Source organism: Lysobacter lycopersici, from assembly GCF_007556775.1.
Classification (GTDB): Bacteria; Pseudomonadota; Gammaproteobacteria; order Xanthomonadales; family Xanthomonadaceae; genus Pseudoluteimonas; species Pseudoluteimonas lycopersici.
Genome location: NZ_CP041742.1, coordinates 1,479,769 through 1,504,085, shown reverse-complemented (window position 1 = coordinate 1,504,085; position 24,317 = coordinate 1,479,769). Strand labels below are relative to the sequence as shown.

Annotated in this window: 23 protein-coding genes; 15 read left to right on the top strand and 8 right to left on the bottom strand. The window is 68.4% G+C overall.

The features are described from left to right. Nucleotides 1-5 precede the first annotated feature (5 nt). A complete protein-coding gene (cutA, locus tag FNZ56_RS07530) occupies nt 6-344 on the bottom strand; it encodes a divalent-cation tolerance protein CutA (RefSeq protein WP_143879246.1) in 339 nt (112 codons plus the stop codon). Nucleotides 345-515: 171 nt separating this feature from the next. Here cutA and groES point away from each other — a divergent pair, with 171 nt between their 5' ends. The 3 genes from groES to FNZ56_RS07515 all read left to right on the top strand — a co-directional run bounded on the left by groES (nt 516) and on the right by FNZ56_RS07515 (nt 3,087). After that, nucleotides 516-800: a co-chaperone GroES gene (groES, locus tag FNZ56_RS07525; protein WP_143879245.1), complete on the top strand. Its 285-nt coding sequence runs from the start codon at nt 516-518 to the stop codon at nt 798-800. A 57-nt stretch (nt 801-857) separates the two neighbouring features. Beyond that, on the top strand, nt 858-2,495 hold the full coding sequence (groL, locus tag FNZ56_RS07520; RefSeq protein ID WP_143879244.1) for a chaperonin GroEL: 1,638 nt from the start codon (nt 858-860) through the stop codon (nt 2,493-2,495). A 307-nt stretch (nt 2,496-2,802) separates the two neighbouring features. After that, the gene (locus tag FNZ56_RS07515; protein ID WP_143879243.1) at nt 2,803-3,087 is read left to right on the top strand and encodes a hypothetical protein; all 285 of its coding nucleotides are present in this window, start codon (nt 2,803-2,805) and stop codon (nt 3,085-3,087) included. A 64-nt stretch (nt 3,088-3,151) separates the two neighbouring features. Here the strand turns inward: FNZ56_RS07515 and FNZ56_RS07510 are convergent, their stop codons facing one another. Continuing rightward, nucleotides 3,152-4,729 carry a hypothetical protein gene (locus FNZ56_RS07510; RefSeq protein WP_143879242.1) on the bottom strand — a complete coding sequence of 526 codons (1,578 nt, stop codon included), beginning with the start codon at nt 4,727-4,729 and terminating at the stop codon, nt 3,152-3,154. Nucleotides 4,730-4,868: 139 nt separating this feature from the next. Here FNZ56_RS07510 and FNZ56_RS07505 point away from each other — a divergent pair, with 139 nt between their 5' ends. Both FNZ56_RS07505 and FNZ56_RS07500 read left to right on the top strand, forming a co-directional pair. Further along, the gene (locus tag FNZ56_RS07505) at nt 4,869-5,255 is read left to right on the top strand and encodes a DUF2946 family protein (RefSeq protein ID WP_143879241.1); all 387 of its coding nucleotides are present in this window, start codon (nt 4,869-4,871) and stop codon (nt 5,253-5,255) included. Nucleotides 5,256-5,341: 86 nt separating this feature from the next. Further along, nucleotides 5,342-6,295 carry a TonB-dependent receptor gene (locus tag FNZ56_RS07500; protein ID WP_143879240.1) on the top strand — a complete coding sequence of 318 codons (954 nt, stop codon included), beginning with the start codon at nt 5,342-5,344 and terminating at the stop codon, nt 6,293-6,295. Here FNZ56_RS07500 and FNZ56_RS07495 read toward each other — a convergent pair. Further along, the gene (locus tag FNZ56_RS07495; RefSeq protein WP_185970687.1) at nt 6,261-6,773 is read right to left on the bottom strand and encodes a TlpA family protein disulfide reductase; all 513 of its coding nucleotides are present in this window, start codon (nt 6,771-6,773) and stop codon (nt 6,261-6,263) included. The genes FNZ56_RS07500 and FNZ56_RS07495 overlap by 35 nt on opposite strands. Nucleotides 6,774-6,823: 50 nt before the next feature. Between FNZ56_RS07495 and FNZ56_RS07490 the strand changes: the two genes are divergently transcribed. The 3 genes from FNZ56_RS07490 to glnE all read left to right on the top strand — a co-directional run bounded on the left by FNZ56_RS07490 (nt 6,824) and on the right by glnE (nt 13,147). Beyond that, nucleotides 6,824-8,437: a phytoene desaturase family protein gene (locus tag FNZ56_RS07490; RefSeq protein WP_143879238.1), complete on the top strand. Its 1,614-nt coding sequence runs from the start codon at nt 6,824-6,826 to the stop codon at nt 8,435-8,437. A gap of 148 nt (nt 8,438-8,585) precedes the next feature. Then, nucleotides 8,586-10,205, top strand: a complete 1,620-nt coding sequence (locus FNZ56_RS07485) for a flavin monoamine oxidase family protein (RefSeq protein WP_143879237.1) — start codon at nt 8,586-8,588, stop codon at nt 10,203-10,205. Nucleotides 10,206-10,369: 164 nt separating this feature from the next. Further along, nucleotides 10,370-13,147 carry a bifunctional [glutamate--ammonia ligase]-adenylyl-L-tyrosine phosphorylase/[glutamate--ammonia-ligase] adenylyltransferase gene (glnE, locus tag FNZ56_RS07480; protein ID WP_143879236.1) on the top strand — a complete coding sequence of 926 codons (2,778 nt, stop codon included), beginning with the start codon at nt 10,370-10,372 and terminating at the stop codon, nt 13,145-13,147. A gap of 140 nt (nt 13,148-13,287) precedes the next feature. Here glnE and FNZ56_RS07475 read toward each other — a convergent pair whose 3' ends face one another. Then, entirely contained in the window at nt 13,288-14,259 is a 972-nt protein-coding gene (locus FNZ56_RS07475) for a mitochondrial fission ELM1 family protein (protein WP_143879235.1), read from the bottom strand. Nucleotides 14,260-14,352: 93 nt separating this feature from the next. On the opposite strand from FNZ56_RS07475, the gene FNZ56_RS07470 reads away from it, so the two are divergent. From FNZ56_RS07470 to FNZ56_RS07440, 6 genes are all read left to right on the top strand, one after another. Further along, nucleotides 14,353-14,943 carry a malonic semialdehyde reductase gene (locus FNZ56_RS07470; protein WP_143879234.1) on the top strand — a complete coding sequence of 197 codons (591 nt, stop codon included), beginning with the start codon at nt 14,353-14,355 and terminating at the stop codon, nt 14,941-14,943. Nucleotides 14,944-14,987: 44 nt separating this feature from the next. Beyond that, nucleotides 14,988-15,566: a YceI family protein gene (locus tag FNZ56_RS07465; protein WP_246064532.1), complete on the top strand. Its 579-nt coding sequence runs from the start codon at nt 14,988-14,990 to the stop codon at nt 15,564-15,566. A 38-nt stretch (nt 15,567-15,604) separates the two neighbouring features. Then, nucleotides 15,605-16,273: a pirin family protein gene (locus FNZ56_RS07460; protein ID WP_143880303.1), complete on the top strand. Its 669-nt coding sequence runs from the start codon at nt 15,605-15,607 to the stop codon at nt 16,271-16,273. A 76-nt stretch (nt 16,274-16,349) separates the two neighbouring features. Next, nucleotides 16,350-16,544, top strand: a complete 195-nt coding sequence (locus FNZ56_RS07455; RefSeq protein ID WP_143879232.1) for a zinc-finger domain-containing protein — start codon at nt 16,350-16,352, stop codon at nt 16,542-16,544. 149 nt (nt 16,545-16,693) lie between these two features. Further along, nucleotides 16,694-17,821, top strand: a complete 1,128-nt coding sequence (locus FNZ56_RS07445) for a glycosyltransferase (protein WP_143879230.1) — start codon at nt 16,694-16,696, stop codon at nt 17,819-17,821. After that, nucleotides 17,793-19,136 carry an O-antigen ligase family protein gene (locus FNZ56_RS07440; RefSeq protein ID WP_143879229.1) on the top strand — a complete coding sequence of 448 codons (1,344 nt, stop codon included), beginning with the start codon at nt 17,793-17,795 and terminating at the stop codon, nt 19,134-19,136. The genes FNZ56_RS07445 and FNZ56_RS07440 overlap by 29 nt, the downstream gene beginning before the upstream one ends. Here FNZ56_RS07440 and lpxL read toward each other — a convergent pair. Continuing rightward, entirely contained in the window at nt 19,124-20,050 is a 927-nt protein-coding gene (gene lpxL, locus FNZ56_RS07435; RefSeq protein ID WP_143879228.1) for an LpxL/LpxP family Kdo(2)-lipid IV(A) lauroyl/palmitoleoyl acyltransferase, read from the bottom strand. The two genes, FNZ56_RS07440 and lpxL, sit on opposite strands and share 13 nt — an antisense overlap. A 44-nt stretch (nt 20,051-20,094) precedes the next feature. On the opposite strand from lpxL, the gene waaA reads away from it, so the two are divergent. Beyond that, entirely contained in the window at nt 20,095-21,396 is a 1,302-nt protein-coding gene (waaA, locus tag FNZ56_RS07430; protein WP_143879227.1) for a lipid IV(A) 3-deoxy-D-manno-octulosonic acid transferase, read from the top strand. A gap of 13 nt (nt 21,397-21,409) precedes the next feature. On the opposite strand, the gene FNZ56_RS07425 is transcribed toward waaA, so the two are convergent. The 3 genes from FNZ56_RS07425 to FNZ56_RS07415 form a co-directional block, all read right to left on the bottom strand. Further along, complete coding sequence (locus tag FNZ56_RS07425) at nt 21,410-22,744, bottom strand: TolC family outer membrane protein (RefSeq protein ID WP_143879226.1); 1,335 nt, start codon at nt 22,742-22,744, stop codon at nt 21,410-21,412. Between the two features lie 14 nt (nt 22,745-22,758). After that, entirely contained in the window at nt 22,759-23,427 is a 669-nt protein-coding gene (locus tag FNZ56_RS07420; RefSeq protein WP_143879225.1) for a protein-L-isoaspartate O-methyltransferase family protein, read from the bottom strand. A gap of 123 nt (nt 23,428-23,550) precedes the next feature. After that, nucleotides 23,551-24,216, bottom strand: coding sequence for a TetR/AcrR family transcriptional regulator (locus tag FNZ56_RS07415; protein ID WP_143879224.1), 666 nt, complete (start codon nt 24,214-24,216; stop codon nt 23,551-23,553). Nucleotides 24,217-24,317 lie beyond the last annotated feature (101 nt).

Here is a 24,317-nt window from a genome sequence, read left to right as displayed (position 1 = left end):
ACGGATCATTCGGGGATGGGCTCGAGGCGGGTTTCGTCGGCGATCCAGCGCAGGGTGGCGGGCAGGCCGTGGTCGATTTCGACCGCGACCAGCCCGGGCAGTTCGTAGGGATGCAGTTCCAGCAGGCGCTCCTGCAGTCGTTGCAGCAGGCGGGCCTGGGTCTTCACCAGCAGCAACACCTCGTCCGCGCGTTCGACCGTCCCCTGCCAGCGATAGATCGAACGCAGGCCGGGAACGATGTTCGCGCAGGCCGCCAGCCGTTCGCCCACCAGTGCCTCGGCCAGGCGTTCGGCCGTGGCGGGATCTGGGCAGGTGCAGAAACAGAGAAGGGCGCTCACCGGCATAGGGTAGCGGTTCGGGTTGCCGGCCCCCTTGAAAGCCCCGCCACGGCCCCCAACTTCCCTCGCGTCCCGGCTCGCCGGGTTTGTTTTGCCGCCGATGCTGGCAGGCGCACGTCGCGACTGCTAAAATCGCGGTCTTTTCCCCAACCAATCAAGCACTTGCGAGGGCTGTCGATGAACATCAAGCCGCTGTACGACCGCGTGGTCATCAAGCGCATGGAAGAAGAGAAGCTGTCCGCCGGCGGGATCGTGATCCCCGACAGCGCCACCGAGAAGCCGATCAAGGGCGAAGTCGTCGCCGTCGGCGCCGGCAAGGTACTCGACAACGGCCAGTTGCGCGCGCCGCAGGTCAAGGTCGGCGACAAGGTGCTGTTCGGCAAGTACAGCGGCACCGAGGTCAAGCTCGACGGCACCGAATACCTGGTGGTGAAGGAAGACGACATCTTCGCGACGCTCTGAGCGCGCGAACCGTTTCCCGAATTTCTTTCCGACGAATTCTTTTGAGGTAAATCGAAAATGGCTGCCAAGGAAATCCGTTTCGGCGAGGACGCGCGCTCCAAGATGGTGCGCGGCGTCAACGTGCTCGCCAATGCCGTCAAGGCCACCCTCGGCCCGAAGGGCCGCAACGTCGTGCTCGACAAGAGCTTCGGCGCCCCGACCATCACCAAGGACGGCGTCTCCGTCGCCAAGGAAATCGAGCTGGCCGACAAGTTCGAGAACATGGGCGCGCAGATGGTGAAGGAAGTCGCTTCCAAGACCTCCGACAATGCCGGCGACGGCACCACCACCGCCACCGTGCTGGCGCAGGCGTTCATCCGCGAGGGCATGAAGGCGGTTGCCGCCGGCATGAACCCGATGGACCTGAAGCGCGGCATCGACAAGGCCGTGACCGAGGCCGTGGGCGAGCTGAAGAAGCTCAGCAAGCCGTCCTCGACCAGCAAGGAAATCGCCCAGGTCGGCACCATCTCCGCGAACAGCGACGCCAACATCGGCGACCTGATCGCGCAGGCGATGGACAAGGTCGGCAAGGAAGGCGTGATCACGGTCGAGGAAGGCTCGGGCCTGGACAACGAACTCGACGTGGTCGAGGGCATGCAGTTCGACCGCGGCTACCTGTCGCCGTACTTCATCAACAACCAGCAGTCGATGCAGGCGGAACTGGATGACCCGTACATCCTGCTGCACGACAAGAAGATCTCGAACGTGCGCGACCTGCTGCCCGTGCTCGAGGGCGTGGCCAAGGCCGGCAAGCCGCTGCTGATCGTGGCGGAAGAGGTCGAAGGCGAAGCGCTGGCGACCCTGGTGGTCAACACCATCCGCGGCATCGTCAAGGTGTGCGCGGTCAAGGCGCCGGGCTTCGGCGATCGTCGCAAGGCGATGCTGGAAGACATGGCGATCCTCACCGGCGGCACCGTGATCTCGGAAGAGGTCGGTCTGTCGCTCGAGAAGGCGACGATCAAGGACCTCGGCCGCGCCAAGAAGGTGCAGGTCTCGAAGGAGAACACGACCATCATCGACGGCGCCGGCGAAACTTCGGCGATCGAGGCGCGCATCAAGCAGATCAAGGCGCAGATCGAAGAGACCTCCTCCGACTACGACCGCGAGAAGCTGCAGGAACGCGTGGCCAAGCTGGCCGGCGGCGTTGCGGTGATCAAGGTCGGCGCTGCCACCGAAGTCGAGATGAAGGAAAAGAAGGCGCGCGTCGAAGACGCCCTGCACGCCACCCGCGCTGCCGTGGAAGAAGGCATCGTCCCGGGCGGCGGCGTCGCCCTGATCCGTGCCAAGGCCGCGATCAAGGATCTGAAGGGTGCCAACGAAGACCAGAACCACGGCATCCAGATCGCCCTGCGCGCGATGGAAGCCCCGCTGCGCGAGATCGTCACCAATGCCGGCGACGAGCCGAGCGTGGTGCTGAACCGCGTCGCCGAAGGCAAGGGCGCGTTCGGCTACAACGCCGCCAACGGCGAGTTCGGCGACATGATCGAGTTCGGCATCCTGGATCCGACCAAGGTGACCCGCACCGCGCTGCAGAACGCGGCCTCGATCGCCGGCCTGATGATCACCACCGAAGCGATGGTGGCCGAGCTGCCGAAGAAGGAAGAACCGGCGATGCCGGGCGGCGGCATGGGTGGCATGGGCGGCATGGACTTCTAAACGCCGCGATCCATCCGCGATCGGCCCACGCAGCCGGTGCTCGAAAGCTCATGTACTTCATGTACACATCGCTTTCTGTGCGCCGGCCGCACGATCCGCTGGCGGCGGCTCGCGACGTTTAGCGCCGCGATCCATCCGTGACACGAAAAGCCCCGCTAGCTGCGGGGCTTTTCTTTTCTTGGCATCGGGATGCGCGCGACGCGGCGGCTTCGCGCAAACATGACTTGCGGCCTGTGGCATCGGCCGGATCCGGGGAGATTCTGTACCTGCGCGCAGCCTGCGCGCTTGTGAAGCGAAGGAATCCCCCATGAAACGCTTGCTTGCAATTGGTGCGCTGCTGGTCTGCGGGTCCGCATGGGCCGGCGAGCGCGCCACGCAACTCGAAACCCTCGCGGCAGCCACCGGATTGAGCACCAGCGAGATCCAGATGCTGACCGGCGCGCGCACCCCGCACATGGAGTACATGACTTCGTACGCCCGTGCGGAACACCGCCTGGTCCAGGCGCTCGGCAAGGAACGGGCCAAGGCATTGCTGTCCGGGCGCGAGGTGCGCCTCGACAACGGAACACGGATGCGGCTCGCGTCGCGCTGATGCATTGATGACAACGGTGGTGGGAAGCCCAGCGTCCTTGCCGGGCTTCCCGTGAACGTGGCGATCAAAGCGCTTTCAGGAACGCGACCAGGTCCTGTTTTTCCTGCGCGCTGAGATTCATAGAGAAGCGCGTGTCGTAGAAATCGACGACGTCGTCCAGCGTCGTCGCCGAACCGTTGTGGAAATACGGCGGGCGCGCGGCGAGCCCGCGCAGCACCGGGCCCTTGAACTTGCCGATGTCCTTCCACTTGCCGGTGATCAGCGCCAGGCCGGGGTCGGTGGTCTGCACGGTCTCGCCGGTGGTGTTGTTGCGCAGCGTGTACAGCGGCATGTCCGGTGTGCGTCGCGAGGCATCGGCGATGCCGATGTTGAGGGGCAGGCCCACCGTGTGGTTGCCCACGTTGGGATCGTTGTGGCAGGAACTGCAGGTTCCCGGGATGCTCGGCAAGCCCAGCGCGTCGTTGAGCCCGGCGACGTCGGTGATCGTGAGCGGCTTCTGGTTGAACAGCGCTTCGCCGCGCGCGATCGCGGCGCGTGCAGCCGCCTTCGCCGGGTTGCCGTTGTCGCTTGCATTCGCCCAGGCGCCGAACAGGCCCATCGATTCCTGGTCGAACAGTGCGCCGGTCGGATCCGCGCCAAGCGTGTCGTTGATGCCGACGTAGAAGCGCTGGTTGGCGAGGATGCGCGGTCCGCCGATCGCATCGCCCTCGTTGAGCATGCCGGCGACATCGTCGCGGATCTGCGCGGTGGTGAGCCCCGATTCGAAGGCGACGATGTCGGCGAGCTGTTCGGGCGTCGGGTCGATGCCCTGTGCATGGCCGATGGTCGCGTCGGACGCCTGCTTGACCAGCGCCACGTTCAGCGCGTCGCTGTCCTGGCCGGCATGCATCGGCGGCAGGAACGGCGTCTGCGTTTCGCGGCCGTCCCACATGATGCCGGTCAGGAACGCGAGGTTGGTCGAAGGCAGCGGGCGCCGGAACAGCGACAACTCCGCGGCGCTGGCGTAGTGGTAGGGATCGTCGACGTCGGCGAGGGTGAACTCGGCGTTGGCGGGGATGCCGATGCCCACGCGGATCACGCCGCGATCGAGGAGCATGCTGTAGGCGATGCGGCGGGCGGCGACGGTGGACACGTCCAGGTTCGGTGCGTTCGCACCGTCGTTGGTGCGGAACAGCGGATCGGTGCCGCCCGTGGTGGCGAAGCGCGCGCGGATCTCGCCGGGCGTCATCGACCAAGCCGCGGACTGCAGGTGGCAACTGGCGCAGGAACGGCCGTTGGTTCCGATCGGCTGGAAGAACGTGTTGTCCTGGTCGATGCTGCCGCTGCGGGTGAAGGTCCGCAGCCAGCCGCTGGCATTGCGGGTGGTCATCGGATCCGGGTTGGCGATCGCCGAACCCGTGCGCGCCGCGACCGACAACGCCTGCACCGTCGACGGAGCCTTCGCCGCCGGAGAGGAGGTGCGTCCGCCGAAGAAGGCGACGACGCGTTGTGCGTCCTGCGCCAGTCGTTCGCCGATGTCGCGCAACAGGTCGCCGCCGGAAAACGCCAGCGCCAGCCCGGCGATACCCATGCCTGCGATCGCGAGCGTCGCCACCAGGGTACGGCGCGACCGCACCGAACCCGCCTTGTACATCTTGTGCATTGCAACCCCCATGTCTTCCGTGATCGATCCCGGCTCGGCCGGTCCCCTCTTCATCGAGGCATCACGACGAGAAGAGGGAGATGCGGACATTCCGCTCCATCTCCCGACGAACGGCAGTCCTCGCCGCTAGAATTCGCGGGTGCGCAGGTTCCGATTCCAACATGCGATGGCGCGGCTGGCTTTGCTGGCGATGCTGTTGCTGGCCGCTTTGCCGACCGCAGGCCGTTTTGCGGCGTCCGTGCAGGGCGAACCCGGCTGGGCCGGGCTGTGCACCAGCGCCGGCCTGAAGTGGGTACAGGTCGGCGGCGACCATGCGGGTGCGCCGACCACCACGCACGATGACGACTGCGCCTATTGCCCGTTGTTGTCGGCGCTGGATGCGCCGGTCGCGGTGCCGATGTTGTTGTCGCCACTCGCGTCGCATCCTGCTTTCGCCGCCGGATCGGCGGCGCAACGGCCTGTCGAAACACCGCTATCGGGATTGGGCGCGCGCGGGCCACCGCAGGTTCCGGACGCCATCGCCTGAATCGCTCCGCATCGTGCGGAGCGCATCCCTTTTCGTTCGCGTGCCGGCCATCGTTGCCGGCGCGCGGCATCGCATCCGGAAATTCCATGCATTCCATCCTCGCCCGCGCCGCATCCGGCGCACTCTTCCTTGCATCCTTCGCCGCATCCGCCTGCTCGAGTTGCGGCTGCACGCTCAGTTCCGACTGGGACAGCCAGGGCTATGCCAACGACTCCGGCTTCCGCATCGACCTGCGCTTCGACTACCTCAACCAGTCGCGCCTGGTCAGTGGTCGCGACGAGATTGATCGCGGCGACATCGCCTTGCCGTCGGATCGCGAAATCGAACGCGACACCATCAATCGCTACACCACGCTCGGCCTCGACTACAGCCCGAACGCGGACTGGGGCGTGAATCTGCAACTGCCGTGGATCGACCGTTCGCACGCGACCTGGCCCGAAGGCGAGACCGAGCTGACGACTTCGGACACGCATGCGCTCGGCGACGTGCGCGTGCTCGCGCGCTACCAGGGCTTCCGCCCGCAGCACGATGTCGGCCTGCAATTCGGCCTGAAACTGCCGACCGGCCACCACGATGAAACCTTCGACATGGGCGACGAAGCCGGCGAACCGCTGGATCGCGGCCTGCAACCCGGCAGCGGCAGCACCGATCTCTTGCTCGGCGTCTACAAGTTTGGCGCGCTCGCGCAAAACTGGGACGTTTTCGCGCAGGGACAGGCGCAACTCGCCATCGCGACGCAGGACGACTACCGCCCCGGTTCGTCGCTGAGCCTCAACACGGGATTGCGTTACCTCGGCTTCGGGCGCTGGACGCCGCAACTGCAACTCAACCTGCGCAGCGCACGCCGCGATTCCGGGGACGAGGCCGATGCGGAGAACAGCGGCGGCACGTTCGCCTATCTCAGCCCGGGCCTGAGCGTCGCCATCGGCGAACGCTGGCACGCCTACGGTTTCGTGCAGTTGCCGGTCTACGAACGCGCGAACGGCCTGCAACTGGCGCCGCGCATCACCGCGTCGCTGGGGATGCGCTACCGGTTCTGAGCAGGGGCAGCACCAGGGTTTCGAGTTCGGCCGCGTCCAGCACGGGCGCGGCCTCGAAGCCGTCGCGTCGCAGGTTGCCGTCGCGGTCGACGACGAAGCACAGCGGCAGCCGCCACAACCGGCCATAGCCTTTCGCCCGCACGTCGCGGATCGATGCGGACGGATAGGCGAACGCGGACATCACCCGCGCGGCTTCGGCCGCGTCTTCCGCATCGTCGAGGTCGATGCCGACCACTTCCAGGCCTTCGTCGCGATGCGCGCGGTAGAAGGCATCGAGCACCGGCATTTCCGCGCGGCAGGGGCCGCACCAGGTCGCCCAGAAATTCACGATCACCACCTTGCCGCGCTGCCCGGCCAGCGACCACGCATGGCCATCGGCGAAGGTGGCGTCCAGCGCCGGCGCCGGTCGGCCCAGCGCGAGCCCGCGGGCATCGGCCACGCCGCAGCAGGCCAGCAACAGGCAAAACAGCAGGCGCATGGGCATCGCGGGAAAGGACGGGGCGCCATTGTCGCCCCTACAATCGCCCGATGCGCGAACAAGACGACGTCCTCATCCTCGGCGGCGGCCACAACGGCCTGGTCTGCGCCGCCTACCTCGCCGCGGCCGGACTCAAGGTGCGCGTGCTCGAACGCCGGCACCTCGTCGGCGGCGCGGCGGTGACCGAGGAGTTCCACCCCGGTTTCCGCAATTCGGTCGCGAGCTACACCGTCAGCCTGCTGAATCCGAAAGTCATCCGCGACCTGCGCCTGCACGAACACGGACTGCGCGTGGCCGAACGTCCGTACGCGAATTTCCTGCCGTTGCCGGACGGCCGCAGCTTCCGCCTTGGCGGCGGGCACACCGAATCCGAGATCGCGAAATTCTCGCAGCGCGACGTCGCGCGCTGGGCCGACTACAACGCGATGCTCGACCGCGTGGTCGCGGTACTGCGCGAAGTCATCCACATGACCCCGCCCAACATCGGCGACCGCATCGCCTTCGCCGACTGGTTGAATTCCTACGCGCTGGCGAAACGGCTCAAGCACCTCGACCTGCGCGGACGCCGCGACCTGCTCGACCTGTTCACCAAGTCCGCGGGCGAACTGCTCGACCACTACTTCGAAGGCGAGCCGCTGAAGGCCACCCTGGGCTGGGACTCCGTGGTCGGCAATTTCGCCAGCCCGTACACGCCGGGCAGCGCCTACGTACTGCTGCACCACCTGTTCGGCGAAGTGAACGGCAAGTCCGGCACCTGGGGCCACGCCATCGGCGGCATGGGCGCGATCACGCAAGCCATGCGCAAGGAATGCGAAGCGCGCGGCGTCGCGATCGAGACGAACGCAGAAATCGCCAGACTCCTGGTCGAAGACGGCAAGGCCATCGGCGTCGCGCTCGCCGACGGCCGCGAACTGCGCGCGAACACCATCGCCAGCAACCTCAATCCGAAGCTGCTGTATCAAAAGCTGGTCGAACGCGCGCAATTGGACGACGACACCGCGCAACGCATCGACCGCTACCGCTGCGGTTCGGGCACGTTCCGCATGAACGTTGCGTTAAGCGAACTGCCCGACTTCACCGCGATGCCGGGCACCAATCAGCAGCCGCACCATTCGAGCGGAATCCTGGTCGGGCCTTCACTGCAGTATTTCGAGCAAGCCTACTTCGATGCGAAATCGAAGGCGCACAACGCCGGCTGGGCGCGCAAGCCCATCGTCGAAGTCGTCATTTCCTCCACGCTCGACGACACGCTCGCGCCGCAAGGCCAGCACGTCGCCAGCCTGTTCTGCCAGCAGGTGAACCCCGAGGTCGATGGCGGCTGGGACGCGCACCGCGACACCGTGGCGAAGCTGATGATCGACACCGTCAACGACTACGCGCCGAATTTCGCGCGCAGCGTGCTCGGCTACGAAGCGTTGTCGCCGCTGGACCTCGAACGGCGCATCGGACTGATCGGCGGCGATATCTTCCACGGCGCGCTCGGCCCGGACCAGATGTTCAGTGCGCGCCCGCTGCTTGGGCAGGGCGCTTACCGCGGCGCGTTCAAGAACCTCTATCTATGCGGTTCCGGCACCCATCCGGGAGGCGGCGTCACCGGCCTGCCGGGGCGCAATGCCGCGCGCGAGATCCTGAAGGATTTGCGCAAGGGGCCGCGGCCGGATTGAATTTCGGTCGTCATTCCGGCGCAAGCCGGAATCCAGCATTTCGTTGCAAAGAGCTGGGCCCCGGCTTTCGCCGGGGTGACGAGTGTGATCTTGGCCGATTTCGAATCGCCGGCGCGTTGGAAGCGATAACGCTTAGTGAGGACGCGCCATGGGCCGCACGCCGCTCTACCACCTGCTGCAACGCGCCGCGCGGATCGCGCGCGCTTCGCTGCACGCGCCGCAACCGCTGGACGAACTGCTCGACCTCGCGCACGAACGTCGCATCGACATCACCCGGCGCCGCCTGTTGCAGGGCGGCAGCGCGGCGCTGGTACTGGCCGGCTGCAAGACCATGCCGAACCCGATGCAGCCCAAGGGCGAGGAAGTCGCCATCGTCGGTGCCGGCATCGCCGGGCTCACCGCGGCGTGGCGGCTGCGCCAGCAAGGCGTGCGCGTGCGCGTGTACGAGGCGCAAAACCGCATCGGCGGTCGCATGTTCAGCCTCGCGAATCATTTTCCCGATGGACAGGTGGTGGAACTCGGCGGCGAGCTGATCGATACCAGCCACGTGCGCCTGCGCGCGCTGGCAGGAGAGCTCGGCCTGCCGCTCGACGATCTGCTCGAGGGCGATACCGACTGCGATACCTGGTACTTCGACGGCCGCGCCATCGGCGAGGAAGAGATCGTGCGCGCCTTCGTACCGGTGGCCGCGGCGATCGAACGCGACCTTGCCGCCGCGGGCGATGGCGATTACGACTATCGCGACCAGAACCCGGCGTTCCGCGAACTGGATTCGATCAGCATCACGCAATGGTTCGATCGAAACGGTGTGTCCGGCTGGCTGCGCAAGCTGCTCGACGTCGCCTACACCACCGAGATGGGGCTGGAATGCGGCGAGCAGTCGGCGCTGAATTTCCTCACCTTCATCGGCACCGATGCCGATGCGTTCAAGGTGTTCGGCGAAAGCGACGAACGCTCGCACGTGCGCGGCGGCAACGACCTCGTTCCGAAAACGCTCGCGGCGCGCATGGACGATGCAATCGAAACCGGTCATGCGCTCGAGGCCGTGCGCAGCGATGGCGACGGCTTCGCGCTCGCGCTCCGCAGTGGTGCGGCCACGCGCGAGGTGCGCGCAAGACAGGTCGTTCTGGCGCTGCCGTTCACCCTGCTGCGCAAGGTGCGCATCGCCGTCGACATGCCCGAGGCCAAGCGTCGTTCCATCGCCGAACTCGGCTACGGCACGAATGCAAAATTGATGATCGGCTTCGACCATCGCCCGTGGCGCGACCACGGCGCGAACGGCGCGTCGATGAGCGACCTCGCGTTCCAGACCACCTGGGAAACCTCGCGCAAGCAGCCCGGCAGCGCCGGCATCCTCACCAACTTCACCGGCGGCCGGCATGGCGTCGAACTCGGCACCGGCAGCGCCGCCGACCAGGCCGCGCGCGCGGTCGCCGACCTCGAACGCGTGTTTCCCGGCGTCGCCGCGGCGCGAAGCGGAGCCCGCGAAGTGCGCATGCACTGGCCGACGCATCCGTGGACGCAGGGCAGCTACGCCTGCTTCCAGCCGGGGCAGTGGTCGGCGTTGCGCGGGGCCATCGGCGAATCGGTCGGCGGCCTGCATTTCGCCGGCGAGCATTGCGCGCTGGAAACCCAGGGCTTCATGGAAGGCGGTTGCGAATCCGGCGAAATCGCCGCGGCCGCGGTCGGGGCGCGGCTCGGGCTGGCGCAGGTTCTGCGCATCCGGTCACGTTCCCGCCGGTCCGCGAATGTGTACGCGGCGGTTTAATTTTGCGGTGCAGCGTGCACAACGGCTAACGATTCCTTCACGATCATCGCGCATCCCGACGTGGGGGAGGGAGCAGGCCCGCTGAGACTTCGGTCGAAGCGGGCTTTTTTATTGCCCGTTGGCGCCGGACTTATGCGTCTTGACCGCGATGCCACAATCGCGGCATGGATCGGTTCGCACCGTTGATCGCGCGCAGGCTGGCCTCATTGCCGGCCGATGCGCCGTGGCGCGGCGACGCGGCCTTCGTCGAACGCCTCGGCGCGCTCGCCGTCGCCAGCGATTTCGCCATGGCCACGCTGGCTGCGCAGCCGGGGCTGGTCGAACGCCTGCACGCCGACAACGGCATCGCCGCCATCCCGCCGCCGCGACTGGCGGTCGAGAACCGCACGGATTGGCCGCGGCTGCTGCGCCGCCATCGGCAGGCGGAATCGACCCGGCTGGCCTGGCGCGACGTGGTCGCCGGCGATGCAGTGGAAACGATCCTCGCCGGCAGCAGCGCGCTGGCCGAAACCTGCCTGCGCCTCGCCCTGGCCGCGCTCGAAGGCGAATTCGCCGAACGCCACGGCGTGGTGCGCGATGGCGATGGCGTCGCGCAATCGCTGGTCGTGTTCGGACTGGGCAAGCTCGGCGGCGGCGAACTGAACTTCAGTTCCGACATCGACCTCGTCTACGCCTACGAACGCGACGGCGAGAGCGACGGGCCACGCCCGCTCGCGGCCGAGGATTATTTTTCGCGATTGGGACAACGCCTCGCGAAACTGCTCGACGAAGTCACCGCCGACGGCTTCAGCCATCGCGTCGACCTGCGCCTGCGTCCCTACGGCAACGCCGGGCGCATCGCCTGGTCGTTCGCCGCGCTGGAGCAGTATTTCCAGCGCGAGGGCCGCGACTGGGAACGCTACGCCTGGCAGAAGGCGCGGCCGGTCGCCGGCGACCCCGGCGCGGGCGAACGTTTCCTGGAAACGCTGCGGCCGTTCGTCTATCGCCGCTACCTGGATTTCGGCGCGCTCGCCGGCCTGCGCGAGATGAAGGCGATGATCGCCGCCGAAGTCGCGCGCAAGGACATGGCCGACGACATCAAGCGCGGCCCCGGCGGCATCCGCGAGATCGAATTCCTCGCCCAGGCGCTGCAACTGATCCGCGGCGGACGCGAAGCCGCCTTGCGCGAGCGCCGGTTGTTGCCCGCGCTCGACGCGCTGGTCGCGGCCGGGCAGGTCGCGCCGCAGGTCGGCGTCGCGCTGGCGGAGGCTTACCGTTTCCTGCGCACGGTCGAAAACCGCCTGCAGATGCTGCGCGATGCGCAGGTGCATCGCCTGCCGCAAGGCGAGGAAGAACGCGCGCGGCTGGCGACGGGCATGGGCTTCGCCGACTGGTCGGGCCTGCTGTCGGCGCTGGACGCGCGGCGCGAACGGGTGGCGGCGGAATTCAACGCCTTGCTCGGGCAGCGCCGGCGCGACGCGGATGCGGGCGAACTCGCCGGGTACTGGCGCGCATTGCCGGCTGCCGGCGATGCGCGGGTGCTGTCCGATGCCGGCTTCGAGGATGCGACCGCGCTCGACGCCAGCCTGCGCGATTTCGTGCGCGCGCCCGGCGTGCACGGCCTCGCCGATGCGGTGCGCGCACGGCTCGATCGCGTGGCGCCGTCGCTGTTGCAGGCCTCCGCGGCCTCCTCGCAACCGGATGCGGCGCTGCGGCGGGTGCTGGCCTTGCTGCAGAACATCCTGCGGCGCAGCAGCTATCTCGCCCTGCTCGACGAGCAACCCGCGGCGCTGGCGCGGCTGGTCGACGTGGTCGCGCGCAGCGGCCTGCTCGCCGAACGGCTGACCGCGCATCCGCTGCTGCTGGACGAACTGCTGGACGCGCGCCTCTCCGGGCCGTTGCCGCAACGCGAGGAATTGCAGGCCGAATGCGCGCCCGCCGTCGCCGAGGCCGACGGCGACCTCGAGCGCGCGCTGCATGCGCTGAACGAGAAGCGGCAGGCGCTCGGTTTCCGCATTGCGCTGGCCACGCTCGACGGCCGCCAGTGCGCCGTCGACGGTTCGCGCCAACTCGCCTGGCTCGCCGATGCAGTGGTCGCCAGCGTGCTGCGGCTCGCGCAGGCGGAAGTCGAACGCGCGCACGGAAAACTTCCGTCGGCGCGCTTCGCCGTGCTCGGCTACGGCAGCCTCGGCGGCGAGGAACTCGGCTTCGGTTCCGACCTCGACCTCGTGTTCCTGTTCGACGCCGATGCGAACGCGCAGTCGGATGGAATGCGCGCACTGGACGCGCCGCGCTGGTACGCGCGCCTCGCGCAGAAGATCGTCGCCCTGCTGGACACGCCGACCGCCGGCGGCCGCCTGTACGAAGTCGACGTGCGCCTGCGCCCGGACGGGGCCAAGGGCCTGCTGGTCTCCAGCCTCGCCAGCTTCTCCGACTACCAGCGCGAACGCGCATGGACCTGGGAACACCAGGCGCTGGTGCGCGCGCGATTCGTCGCTGGCGATGCGTCGCTGGGTGCCGCGTTCGAGGCGATTCGCGCGGAAACGCTTTCGAAGACGCGCGATGCAGGCAAGCTGGCGGAAGAAGTTTCGGCGATGCGCAAGCGCATGCGCGCCGAACTCGACCGCTCCGATGCCGCGCGTTTCGACCTCAAGCAGGGCGAAGGCGGCCTGGTCGACCTCGAATTCCTGCTGCAATTCCTCGTCTTGCGCGACGCAGGGTCGCATGCCGCATGGCTCATGCCGCGCGACACCCCCGGCCTGCTGCGCGCGCTCGACGATGCGGGATCGCTGTCGAATGCCGATGCGCTGCATGAAGCGCATGCCGCGCTGCTCGATGCGGGATTGCGCTGCACCTTGGACCGGCGCAAGCGCCTGTTGCCGTGGACGGAAGTGCCGGAAGCGGCGCGCTCCGCGATTTCGGCGGCGGTGCGCGGAGCGGGATTGGTATTCGACGCTTCGTAGGAGCGGTTTCCAACCGCGACGGATCTTGCCTCGAATCCCGGTCGCGGTTGGAAACCGCTCCCACAAAGCCTGCAAGCCAAAAAGCGGTCGCGCCCAGGTGCGCTCCTACAGATGTCGCGGCTAAAGCCGCTCCCACAGCATCAGAGCGTCAATCGCTCGCGCACGATCGCGGCCACGCGCGCGGTTTCGCGCAACGGTTCCACCGCGAATGGCTCCAGTTCCGCATCGGCATCGCGCACGCGGCCGAGTTCGCGCAATCGCTCGACGAAACCACGCGGGCGACCGTCGAGGCGTTCGCGGCCGAGTGCGAACACCGGCGCGAAGCTCGCGCAGGCTTCGGACAGCATGTTCACCGAGTCCGCCGTCGCGACGATGCGGTCGGCCCAGCCGAGCAGGCCGGGGTAGGGATTGTCCCCATCGCTCGCATCGATCCAGCACACGCCCGGACCTTGCGCCACGGCCGCGCGCAATGCGTTCCGCCACGGATCCGGCGTGCGGCGCGAAGCGGTGGCAAGCAGGCTGCCGCCCTGCGCGTGCACGGACGCGGCGATGGCGCTCAATCTCGCGACGAATGCATCGTCGGCGAGCGGCCAGTGCGGCGATGGGCCGCCGACGAGCAGCGCGACGCGCGGTCGCGGCAACTGCGCGAGCAGCGGAAAGTCGTCGCGTCCCTGCATCAGCCACAGGTCGTCGACCGGATGCAGGCTGCCGAGCAGGGTGACGACGTTGTCGCCGCGCAGGCCGTCGTGTTCCGGCGCGACGACCAGATCCCAGTGTCGCGGATCGATGCGCGGATCGAGGATCTGCACGACCTTCGAACCGCGTTCGCGCAGCAGGCGCGTGGCCAGCGCGGCGCGACGACCGCAGCCGATGGCCAAATGCGGCGGCGTCCGCAGCGCATTCGCGAACTCCGCGCCGAAGGCCCGCGAGGAGAGCGGCCATTCCCGCGGAGCGACCCAGCGCCAGGGCGCGCGCGCCTCCATGGTCCAGTGCCGGCTCGCGCCGTGGCCGAGCGCGCCGGCCAAGGCCAGGGCCTGGCGCTGGTTGCCGGCACGGCCGTCGGCCAGTGTCCAGGGCGTGTCGCTCGCGTCGGTTGGGGGTCGCCGTTCCATGGATGGCACCAATGCGTTGCGCAGAGTGAAATTCAAATCACCGATGGCCACTTTACACTGTGCGCCATCGATTCCACGAGGATTCCCGCCCGCATGCACCAGGCCCTTTCCGACCCGGCGCTCGACCAGTTGTTCCGCACCGCGCGTACCTACAACGCCTTCACCGGCGAGGTCGGCGACGAGACCCTGCACCAGCTCTACGAGCTGATGAAGTTCGGCCCGACCGAAGCCAATACCACGCCGGCGCGCATCGTGTTCGTGAAGTCGGAAGCGGCCAAGGCCAGGCTCGGCCCGGCGCTGAGCGAGGGCAACCACAAGAAGACCATGGCCGCGCCGGTGGTCGCCATCGTCGGCTACGACATGCGCTTCTACGACAAGCTGCCGGTGCTGTTCCCGCACACCGACGCCAAGCCCTGGTTCGAGCATCGCGAGGAAGCCAACCTCGCCTGGGTCGCGATGCGCAGTGCGAGCCTGCAGACCGCCTACCTGATCCTCGCCGCGCGCGCGCTCGGCCTCGATGCGGGTCCGATGTCCGGCTTCGACAACGCCAAGGTCGACGAAGCCTTCTTCGCCGGCACGTCGATCCGTTCCAACGTGCTGGTGAACCTCGGCGTCGGCGATCCGGCCAGCATCTTCCCGCGTTCGCCGCGGCTGTCGTTCGACGAAGCCTGCCGCATCGAATGACCGCGTCGAAAGAAGACTCCCTTCCCCATCCAAGGAGCACCACCATGATCCGCACCGCCGTCCTCGCCCTCGCGCTCGCCACGTCCTTCGGCGTCGCCGCCAAGCCCGTTTCCTACCAACTCGATCCGAGCCACACCGTGGTGCTGGCAAGCTGGACCCACGTCGGCTTTTCGCATCCCAGCGCCAACTTTGGCGAGGCCAGCGGCACGCTGGTGTACGACGCCGACGACGTGGCGAAATCGAACGTCGAAGTGACGTTGCCGCTGTCGGGGCTCGACACCTTCGTGCCCAAGCTCGACGAACACCTGAAGAGCGCCGATTTCTTCGACGCGGCGAAGTACCCGACGATCACCTTCAAGAGCACGATGGTCCACGACATGGGCGGCGGCAAGCTGATGATCATGGGCGACCTGACCGTGCATGGCGTGACCAAGCCGGTGACGCTCGACGCCACGCTCAACAACGCCGGCATCCACCCGATGACCAAGGCGCCGACGGTCGGCTTCGATGCGACCACCACGATCAAGCGCTCGGATTTCGGCGTCGGTGCCTACGTGCCGATGGTGAGCGACGAGATCTCGATCCGCATCACCACCGAAGCTTCGGCCAAGGCGACGCCGTGATCTTGTCGCGCCCGGCGGCCGAACGCGGTCGCGTCGAGATGGGCTGGCTCGACAGCCGGCACACGTTCTCGTTCGGGCATTACCACGATCCGCGCTGGATGGGCTTCGGCCCGTTGCGCGTGATCAACGAGGACCGGGTCGCGCCGGGCGGCGGCTTCGCGCCGCATTCGCACGCGAACATGGAAATCCTCAGCGTGGTGCTGTCCGGCGGGCTCGCCCACCGCGACAGCACTGGCACCGATGGCGTGATCCGCCCTGGCGAAGTGCAGTGGATGAGCGCCGGCCACGGCATCCAGCACAGCGAATACAACGCGTCCAAGACCGAGCCGGTGCATTTCCTGCAGATCTGGATCCAGCCCGATCGCGTGAATGCGAAGCCGGCCTACGCGCAGTCGTTCTTCGATCCCGAAGCGCGACGCGGGCGCTGGTCCGTGCTGGCCTCGCCCGACGGCAGCGAGGGCAGCCTCGCGATCCGCCAGCAAGCCTGGCTGCGCGCGGTGCGTCTGGCCGCCGGCGAATCGGCGGAATGGACGCTGGATCCGGCGCGGCGTTACTGGCTGCACGTGGCGACCGGCGAAGCCAGCGCCAACGGGCGCGAACTCGGCGCCGGCGATGCGCTGGGGTTCGAAGGCGAGGGCGGGACGCTGGCATTGTCCGGTCGCGGCGAAACGCCGGCGGACATCCTGCTGTTCGACCTGCCGGATTGACCCGGCTTTTGTGGGAGCGGCTTACAGCCGCGACGGCACGGGCTAAAATCCCCGCGTCTCCAAGCAGGACCGCGCCATGACCGCCACCGACGCCATCCAGGCCAACGCGCAACGGCGCTACGAGGTGCATCGCGCCGACCTGCCGCTGAGTTGCCCGCTGCCGTCGATGGCGTTGTGGAATTCGCATCCACGCGTGTACCTGCCGATCGAAGCCGATGGTGGCGAGGCGGATTGCCCCTACTGCGGCGCGCATTTCGTCCTCGTCGACTGAACCCTGTCCCATAGCCTGCTGCGCTCGGCAGCTCGCACGCGTGCGGTGCTCGGAATCCTCATGTATTCGCACATACACTGCGGTTCCTGCGCTCCGGCCGCGTGCGATCTGCCATCGCTCGCGACGGCTCTGGAACAGGTGCTGAGGGAATGACGACATCCGTTGATCGGAAGATGACTGTCGTGCAACTGCTGCCCGCGCTGGAAGCGGGCGGCGTCGAACGTTCCACCCTGGAAATCGCCGAGGCGCTGGTCGTCGCCGGGCACCGCGCCATCGTGGTGTCGAAGGGCGGGCGCCTGCTGTCGCAACTCGAAGCCATCGGCGCGGAACACGTCGCGCTCGACATCGGCCGCAAGTCGCCACTCACGTTCCGCCATGTGTTCGCGCTGCGGAAACTGTTCGCGGAAACAAAGGCCGACATCGTGCATGCGCGTTCGCGCCTGCCGGCGTGGCTGGCGTGGTTCGCCTTGCGTGGAATGCCGGAAGCGATCCGGCCACGTTTCGCCACCACCGCGCACGGCCTGAATTCACCGTCGCGCTACAGCGCGATCATGACGCGCGGCGAACGCGTGGTCTGCGTGTCGAACAGCGTTCGCGATTACTTGCTCGCGCATTACCCGCAGGTCGATCCGGTGAAACTCGTGGTCATCCCGCGTGGCATCGATACGGTGCGTTTCCCGCGCAGTCCGTGGCCGGATCGCGAAGCGCGCGCGCGGGTTGCCGCGCAATTCCCGCAACTCGGCGGCAACGGGCCGCTGCTGTTGCTTCCCGGGCGCGGCACGCGGTTGAAAGGCCATGCCGATGCGCTGCAATTGCTCGCGCGCCTGCGCGGCGATGGCCTCGACGCACGCTTGTGGATGCCCGGTGCGCGCGAAGCCGGGCGCGAAGCCTACATCGCCGAGCTCGAAGCGCTGCTGCAAACGCTGGGCATCGCCGGCGCGGTGGCGATGACGCCGCCGACCGATGCCATCGCCGAAGCCTATGCGGCCAGCGATCTCGTCCTGCAGCTCTCGCGCAAGCCCGAGGCGTTCGGGCGCACCGTGGTCGAAGCGCTGTCGGTCGGGCGTGCGGTGCTGGGCTGGGACCACGGCGGCGTCGGCGAACTGCTGCACGAATTGCAGCCTTCGGGCGCAGTCGCGCCGTTCGACACCGATGCGCTCGTTGCGAAGGCGCGCACGCTGCTGGCGCAGCCGCCATCGCCACCGGCTACCATTCCCTACACCTTGCAAGCGATGCAGGAGGCCACGCTTGGGCGCTACGCCGAACTCCGCTGCTGAGCCATCCGCGATCGAAGCCGCGCCCGTCGCCGGCTGGCGCTGGGCGCCGGCGTGGGTGCTGGCCTATGTCGCGCTGTGGCCTGCGCCCGGCTACGCGGAAGGCGTGCTGGTGCTCGGCGCACTGGTCGCGATCGCGAAGCTGCTGCTGCAACGCTTCCGCGGCGGCACGCGCCTGCTCAGCCACCAGGCCTGGGCGCTGACCGGCGTGCTGTTCGCGGCGTACTGGTTGCCGGAATTGTTCTCGACCATCGATGCGGCGAATCGCGCGCACAGCCTGTCGCAGACCGTTTCCGACCTGCGCTACCTGCCGTTCCTGTGGCTGGCCGCGTCCGCGGTCGCCAGCGACGCCGGCAGGCGAACGACCTTCACCGGGCTCGCGGTGATCATGGGTATCTGGACGATCGACGCGCTGGCGCAGGAAGCGCTGGGCGCGAGCCCGCTGTTCTCGCTGATCGACATGGCCAAGCACGCGATCAGCGACCACGGCATGTGCACCGCGGACGAAGTGCGGCGGCTCGATCGCCTCAGCGGCATCCTCGGACCGTGCAACCTCAAGCTCGGCATCGTGCTGGCGAGCCTGTCGCCGTTCGTGCTCGATGCCGCGCACCGGCGCTGGAAGGTCGCCGGATGGCTGGTCGCGGCGTTCGCGGTCGGCCTCGTGATCCTGCTCGCCGGCGCGCGCGCCTCGTGGATCACCTACGCGCTGGTGCTCGCCTTGTCCGGCTGGCGCGCGCTCGGCGTGCGCAAGCTGGTGGTGGTGTTCGCGCTCGGGGCGGTGCTCGCGGGCGGACTGTTCGCGTTTTCGCCGCAGGTGCGCGAGCGTTTCGAACGCACGTCCGCGGCGCTCACCGCCGACCGCAACGGCGTCGATGTCGCGCTGTCCGGCCGCACGCGCATCTGGGGCGCGGCGCTGTGCATGATCCGCACGCACCCGGTCAACGGCGTCGGCGCGCGCGATTTCCGCGACGTGTTCCCGGCCTGCGACCCGGCGCCCGGGCAGGTCGCGGCCTGGGGCGAGGGCCCGGCCTTCCACGCGCACCAATGGGTACTGGAAGTGCTGAGCGAAACCGGCGTGCTCGGCCTGCTGTTGTGGATCGCCGGCATCGCGATGGCGTGGCGCGCGTGGCGCTACGCACCGCCCGCGGCGCGCGACCGCGCGCGGCCGCCGATGATCGCGCTGTTCGCGACGCTGTTCCCGTTCAACACCCACCTCGCGTTCTATTCAACGTTCTGGGGCGGGCTCGCGTTGCTGCTCGCGGCGCTGTATGCCGGCAGCCTGCTCGCCAACGAGCCGCGGGAAGCTCAATCGGCGTAGACATCGTCGCCGTCGGGGCGGCGCTTGAAGCGGCGATGGATCCACAGGTATTGCGCCGGCGCAGCGCGCACCATCGCCTCGATGCCGGCGATCACGCGCGCGGTGTCTTCGGCCGGGTCGTTGGACGGGAAACCTTCGAGCGCGGGGCTGATCGACAGGTCGAAGCCGCCGTCGTCGCGCCTGCGGTGCGAGAACAGCACCACCGCCGCGCCGGACATGCGCGCGAATTGATAGGTCGAGGTCAGGCTGTGCGCCGGCTGGCCGAAGAACGGCACGTACACGCTGTCGCCGCGGCTCGGGTCCTGGTCGGGCGCGTACCAGAGCAAGCCGCCGCGCTTGAGGTGGCGCGCTGCGCCGCGTACGTCCGTCTTCGCGAACATCGCGGCGGCGTAGCGCGCGCGCCCGCGCAGCACCGCCCATTCCATCGCCGCGTCGGAATAAGGACGGTACATGCCGGCCAGCGGCACGCCGGCTTCGCACAGCAGGCGGCCGCAGGCTTCGAGCGTGGTGAAGTGCCCGGACACCACGATCACGCCGCGTCCGCCTGCGCGCGCGGCGGCCAGGTGTTCGAGTCCGGCGATGCGGATGCCGCGTTTCAGCGGATCGACCGAACCCCACCACGCGCGGCCGAATTCGAACAGACTCGTCCCCAGCGCGGCGAAATGTTCGCGCAGCAGCGCGTCGCGTGCAGATCCGTCGAGTTCCGGGAAACACAGTTCGAGGTTGCGCGCGGCGATGCGCCGGCGTTCGCGCAGGGTCGCGCGCAGCGACGGGCCGAGGACCGCACGCCCGAGCCAGCGCTGCAGCGACCACGGCAGGCGCGCGGCCAGCGCGAGCAGGCCGATGCCGCACCACGCCGGCCAAGTGCGCGGCGACAGCGGCGGGGAAGGGGCGTCGGCGTTGCGATCCGGCATCGGCGGATTCTGGCATGCGCCGCGGGCTTGGTTATCCTGTACGCATGCGGGCCGATTTCACCGAACGTGCGTTGCGCGGCCTGTATTCGGCGGCGCTGTACGTGCTGGTGCCGGCCACGGTCTACCACCTGATCTGGCGGGGATTCCGCCAGCCGGCCTACCTGCAGCGCTGGGGCGAACGCTACGGCGTCTATCGCACGCCGCCGACCAATCCGCTGCTGTGGGTGCATGCGGTGTCGGTCGGCGAAGTGAACGCCGCCGCGCCGTTGGTCGATGCCCTGCTCGCGCGGCATCCGCACGAACGCCTGCTGGTCACGACGATCACGCCGACCGGTTCGGCGCGGGTGCAGGCGTTGTGGGGCAAGCGCGTTGAACACGTCTATTTGCCTTACGACCTGCCCGGCGCCGTGTCGCGTTTCCTGCGCCATTTCCGACCGCGGATCGGCCTGGTGCTGGAAACCGAACTGTGGCCGAACCTGCTGTTCGGCTGCCGCGACCACGGCGTGCCGGCGCTGATCGTCAACGGGCGCTTGTCCGAACGCTCGTTGCAGGGCTACGGCTTGCTGAAACCCTTGCTGGGGCGCGCGCTGCGCAGCCTGCGCGGCATCGTCGCGCAATCGCAAACCGATGCCGAACGCTTTTTGCGGTTGGGCGCATCGCCGCGCACCACCGTGGTCGGCGGCAACCTCAAGTTCGACATCGCCGCCGATCCGCAGGTGCAAATCTTCGCGCGCGAATTCCGCGCCGCGGAAGGTTCGCGCCCGGCGTGGATCGCGGCCAGCACCCATCCGGGCGAGGAAGCCGCGGTGCTGGCGCTGCACCGGCGCCTGCGCGCGCGCTGGACGGACTTGCTGCTGCTGTGGGCGCCGCGGCATCCGGAGCGTTTCCGGCCGGTTGCCCATGCGGCCGCACAGGCGGGGTTCCGCACCGCGACGCGGCAGATGACGCACCAGCCCGACGCGGCCGACGACGTGTTCGTGGTCGATACGCTCGGCGAACTCGCGCGCTTCTACGCCTGCGCGGACGTTGCGTTCGTCGGCGGCAGCCTCGACGACATCGGCGGCCACAACCTGCTCGAACCCGCGGCCGCGGGCACCGCGATGGTCACCGGCCCATACCTGCGCAACTTCGCCGACATCGCCGCGCAGCTCGAAGCGGCGGGCGCGCTGCGCATCGGCGCCGACGAGGCCGCGGTGGGCGATGCGCTGGAGGCCTTGCTGGCCGATGCCGAGGCGCGTGCAACGATGGCGAACGCGGCGCAGCAACTGCTCGAGGGCGGGCGCGGCGCGTTGCAGCGCACCCTGGGATTCGTCGATGGGATGGCGCCCGCCGCGACGGCGGGCTGACCGCTTCGCCGGGTTACGGCTTCGCTTCGCCCACCGGCGTGTCGACGGTGAGCATGCGGTTCACGTCCTGCACGTCGTCCGCGTCGAGCGTGCCGGCGGCCTGGTCGAGCAGCAGGCGGCTCTGCAGGAAGTTGTACTTCGCCAGGGCGTAGGCCTGTTGCGCGTTGAACAGGTTCTGCTGGTTGATCAGCACGTCGACCACGGTGCGGGTGCCGACTTCAAGGCCGACCTGCGAGGCGTCGTAGGCGCTCTTCGCCGATACCACCGCGAGGCGGCGCGCCTCGACCTCGCTCACGCCCGCGACCAGGGTCTGGTAGGCGTTGCGGGTGTTGCGTTCGACCGAGCGCTTGGTCTGTTCCACCGCATCGGCGGCGGCATCGCGCTGGGCGAGCGCGCTGCGCACCTTGGACTGGGTGGCGAAGCCGGAGAAGATCGGGATGTTCAGCGAAATGCCAACGCTGCTCGTAGCCTCGTTCGGGCCCGAACCGAAATCCGGGTTGTTGTACAAGCTAGGCAAGGCCTTGCCGTAGCTCGCGCTCAGGCCGAGCGTGGGCAGATGGCCCGAACGCGCGGTGCCAACGCTCGCTTCGGCGGCCTCGAGGTCGGCGCGCTGCGCCTGCAGCGTGGGGTTCTGTCCGGTCGCGGTCGCGACCCAGGCATCGGCGTCCTGCTGCGCGGGCAGCGAAGGCTGGAAATCGTCCGGCAGGCCCTTGAGGTCGCCGACCTGGGTGCCAGTGATCTCGACCAGCGCCTGGTAGGCGTCCTGCACCGTGTTGCGGGTGAGGATGGTGTTGGCGCGCGCGGCGTCGTACTGCGCGCGCGCCTCGTGCACGTCGGTGATCGGCGCAAGGCCCACTTCGAGGCGCTTGCTGGCGAGGTCGAACTGTTTCTTCAGCGCGGCTTCGCTGGCTTCGGCGGCGGCGAGCGTTTCCAGCTGCACCAGCACGTTGAAGTACGCGGCCGAGGTGCGGGTGATCAGGTCGTGTCCGGCGGCGACCAGGTCGAAGCCGCCAGCGCGATCCAGCGCCTTGGCCCCGCGCAACGCGGTGTAGTTGCCGTAGTCGAACAACGACTGGTCGAGGTTCACGCCCCAGGCACCGGTCTGCATGCTGCTGCCCGGGCCAGCGTCCCTGCGGGTCACGCCGACCGAGCCGCCGACCTGCGGCAGCAATGCCGCGCGCGCCTGCACCGGGTTCTCGGCGGCGACCGCGCGGTTGGACTCGGCGGCGGCGTACTGCGGATCGTTCTGGCGCGCCTGCTGGTAGGTCTGCATCAGGTCTTCGGCATGGACCGCGCCGAGCGGCGACAGCGCGGCGGCGAGGGCGAAGGCGAGGGGGAGGCGGCGCATGCGGGGATCCTGGTTCAGAACTGGAAGGCGGGGGCCGGCGCGGCGCCGGCGAGATAGGGCAATTCGGTTTCGAACAACGATTGGATGCGCGGGTCGTTGACGCCGTTGCGCGCATCGACGCACACGGCCTCCATCGCCGGTGAACGGCCGCGCACCACGAACATGCGGCCGTTGGGGTTCAGCCACTGCAGGAAGCGGGTCGGGATCGCATCGACTGCACCGCCGATGCAGATCGCGTCGTAGCGGCGCTCGTTGTTCCAGGCGAACGCATCCGCGGTTTCGATCGCGATGTTCTGGCCGAAACCGAGCGCATCGATGCGTGCGCGCGCGGCGTCGGCGAGGCCAGCGTGGCGCTCGAGGCTGGTCACTTCGCGCGCGAGGCGGCCGAAGCAGGCGGTGAGGTAGCCGCTGCCGGTGCCGATTTCCAGCACCGCATCGCCGGCCTGCGGCAGCAGCGCCTGCAGCGCGCGCCCGTCGAGCACCGGCTTCCAGCTGCGCTCGCCCTCGCCGATCGGCAGTTCGATGTCGGTGTAGGCAAGCGCGCGGTGCGCTTCGGCGAAGAAGGCTTCGCGCGGCACCGAGGCGAGCACGTCGAGCACGCGGGTGTCGAGCACGTCCCACGGCCGGACCTGCTGTTCGACCATGGTTTCGCGGGCTTTGGCGTAATCGAGGCTGGGGGTCATGGATCGGGGGCCGCGTGGCTCTGGAGGGGAGGGAATTCTAAGGCGGAGCCGATGTCGCGGTTGCGGGGAGTGTGGCTGTGCCAGCACACCATGACAGAGTGCCGGAAGTCAGCGTCACCGAAGTCACGCCGCCGATGGGCGTTTCGCATAGGCGCGCAGGAACATGTCCACCGAGGCCGCGAGGTGCATCCGCACCCCGTCGCGACAGGCGTCGCTGCCGCAGCCCATCACCAGTTGCGCGTGCGCGTCGCCCTTGAGCAGGGTGAAGAACTGCGAAGCCGCGCGCGGCACGTCGTCGACCTCGAGTTCGCCGGCATCGATGCGCCGCTGCAGCAGTTCAGCGAATTCGGCCTGCACCCGCTTCGGCCCGGCTTCCCAGAACATCGCCGGCACCGGCGAATCGGCCATCTGCGGCGTGCACAGGATGCGGTGCCCGGCCACGGCTTCGGGCGAGCTGACCATCGCGTAGAAGGCCTGCGCGATCTCGAACAGGCGTGCGCGCAAGGGCGTGTCCGGGTTCGGGTCGAACAGTTCCGCCGGCAATTGCTGTTCGCAATAGGCGCGCGCGGCGGCGGCGAACAGCGCATCCTTGTCGCCGAAATGGCTGTACACGGTGAGCTTGGAGACGCCGGCCGCGGCCGCGATCTGGTCCATGCTCACGCCGTCGTAGCCCTGTTCCACGAACAGGCGCTTGGCCGCCTCGAGGATCGCGGCGCGCTTGCCGAGATCCTTGGGCCGGCCCGGGGCATTGGGCTTGGCGGGCTGGGCGCGGGCGGTGGCGGGAGACATGCGCCAATACTAGACCAATCGGTACGTTATTGCAGGTGAAGGCTGGCCGGGGCCGCAGCCGCTGCCGTTCGCGGTGGGTTCCGGACTAGACTCGGAATCGC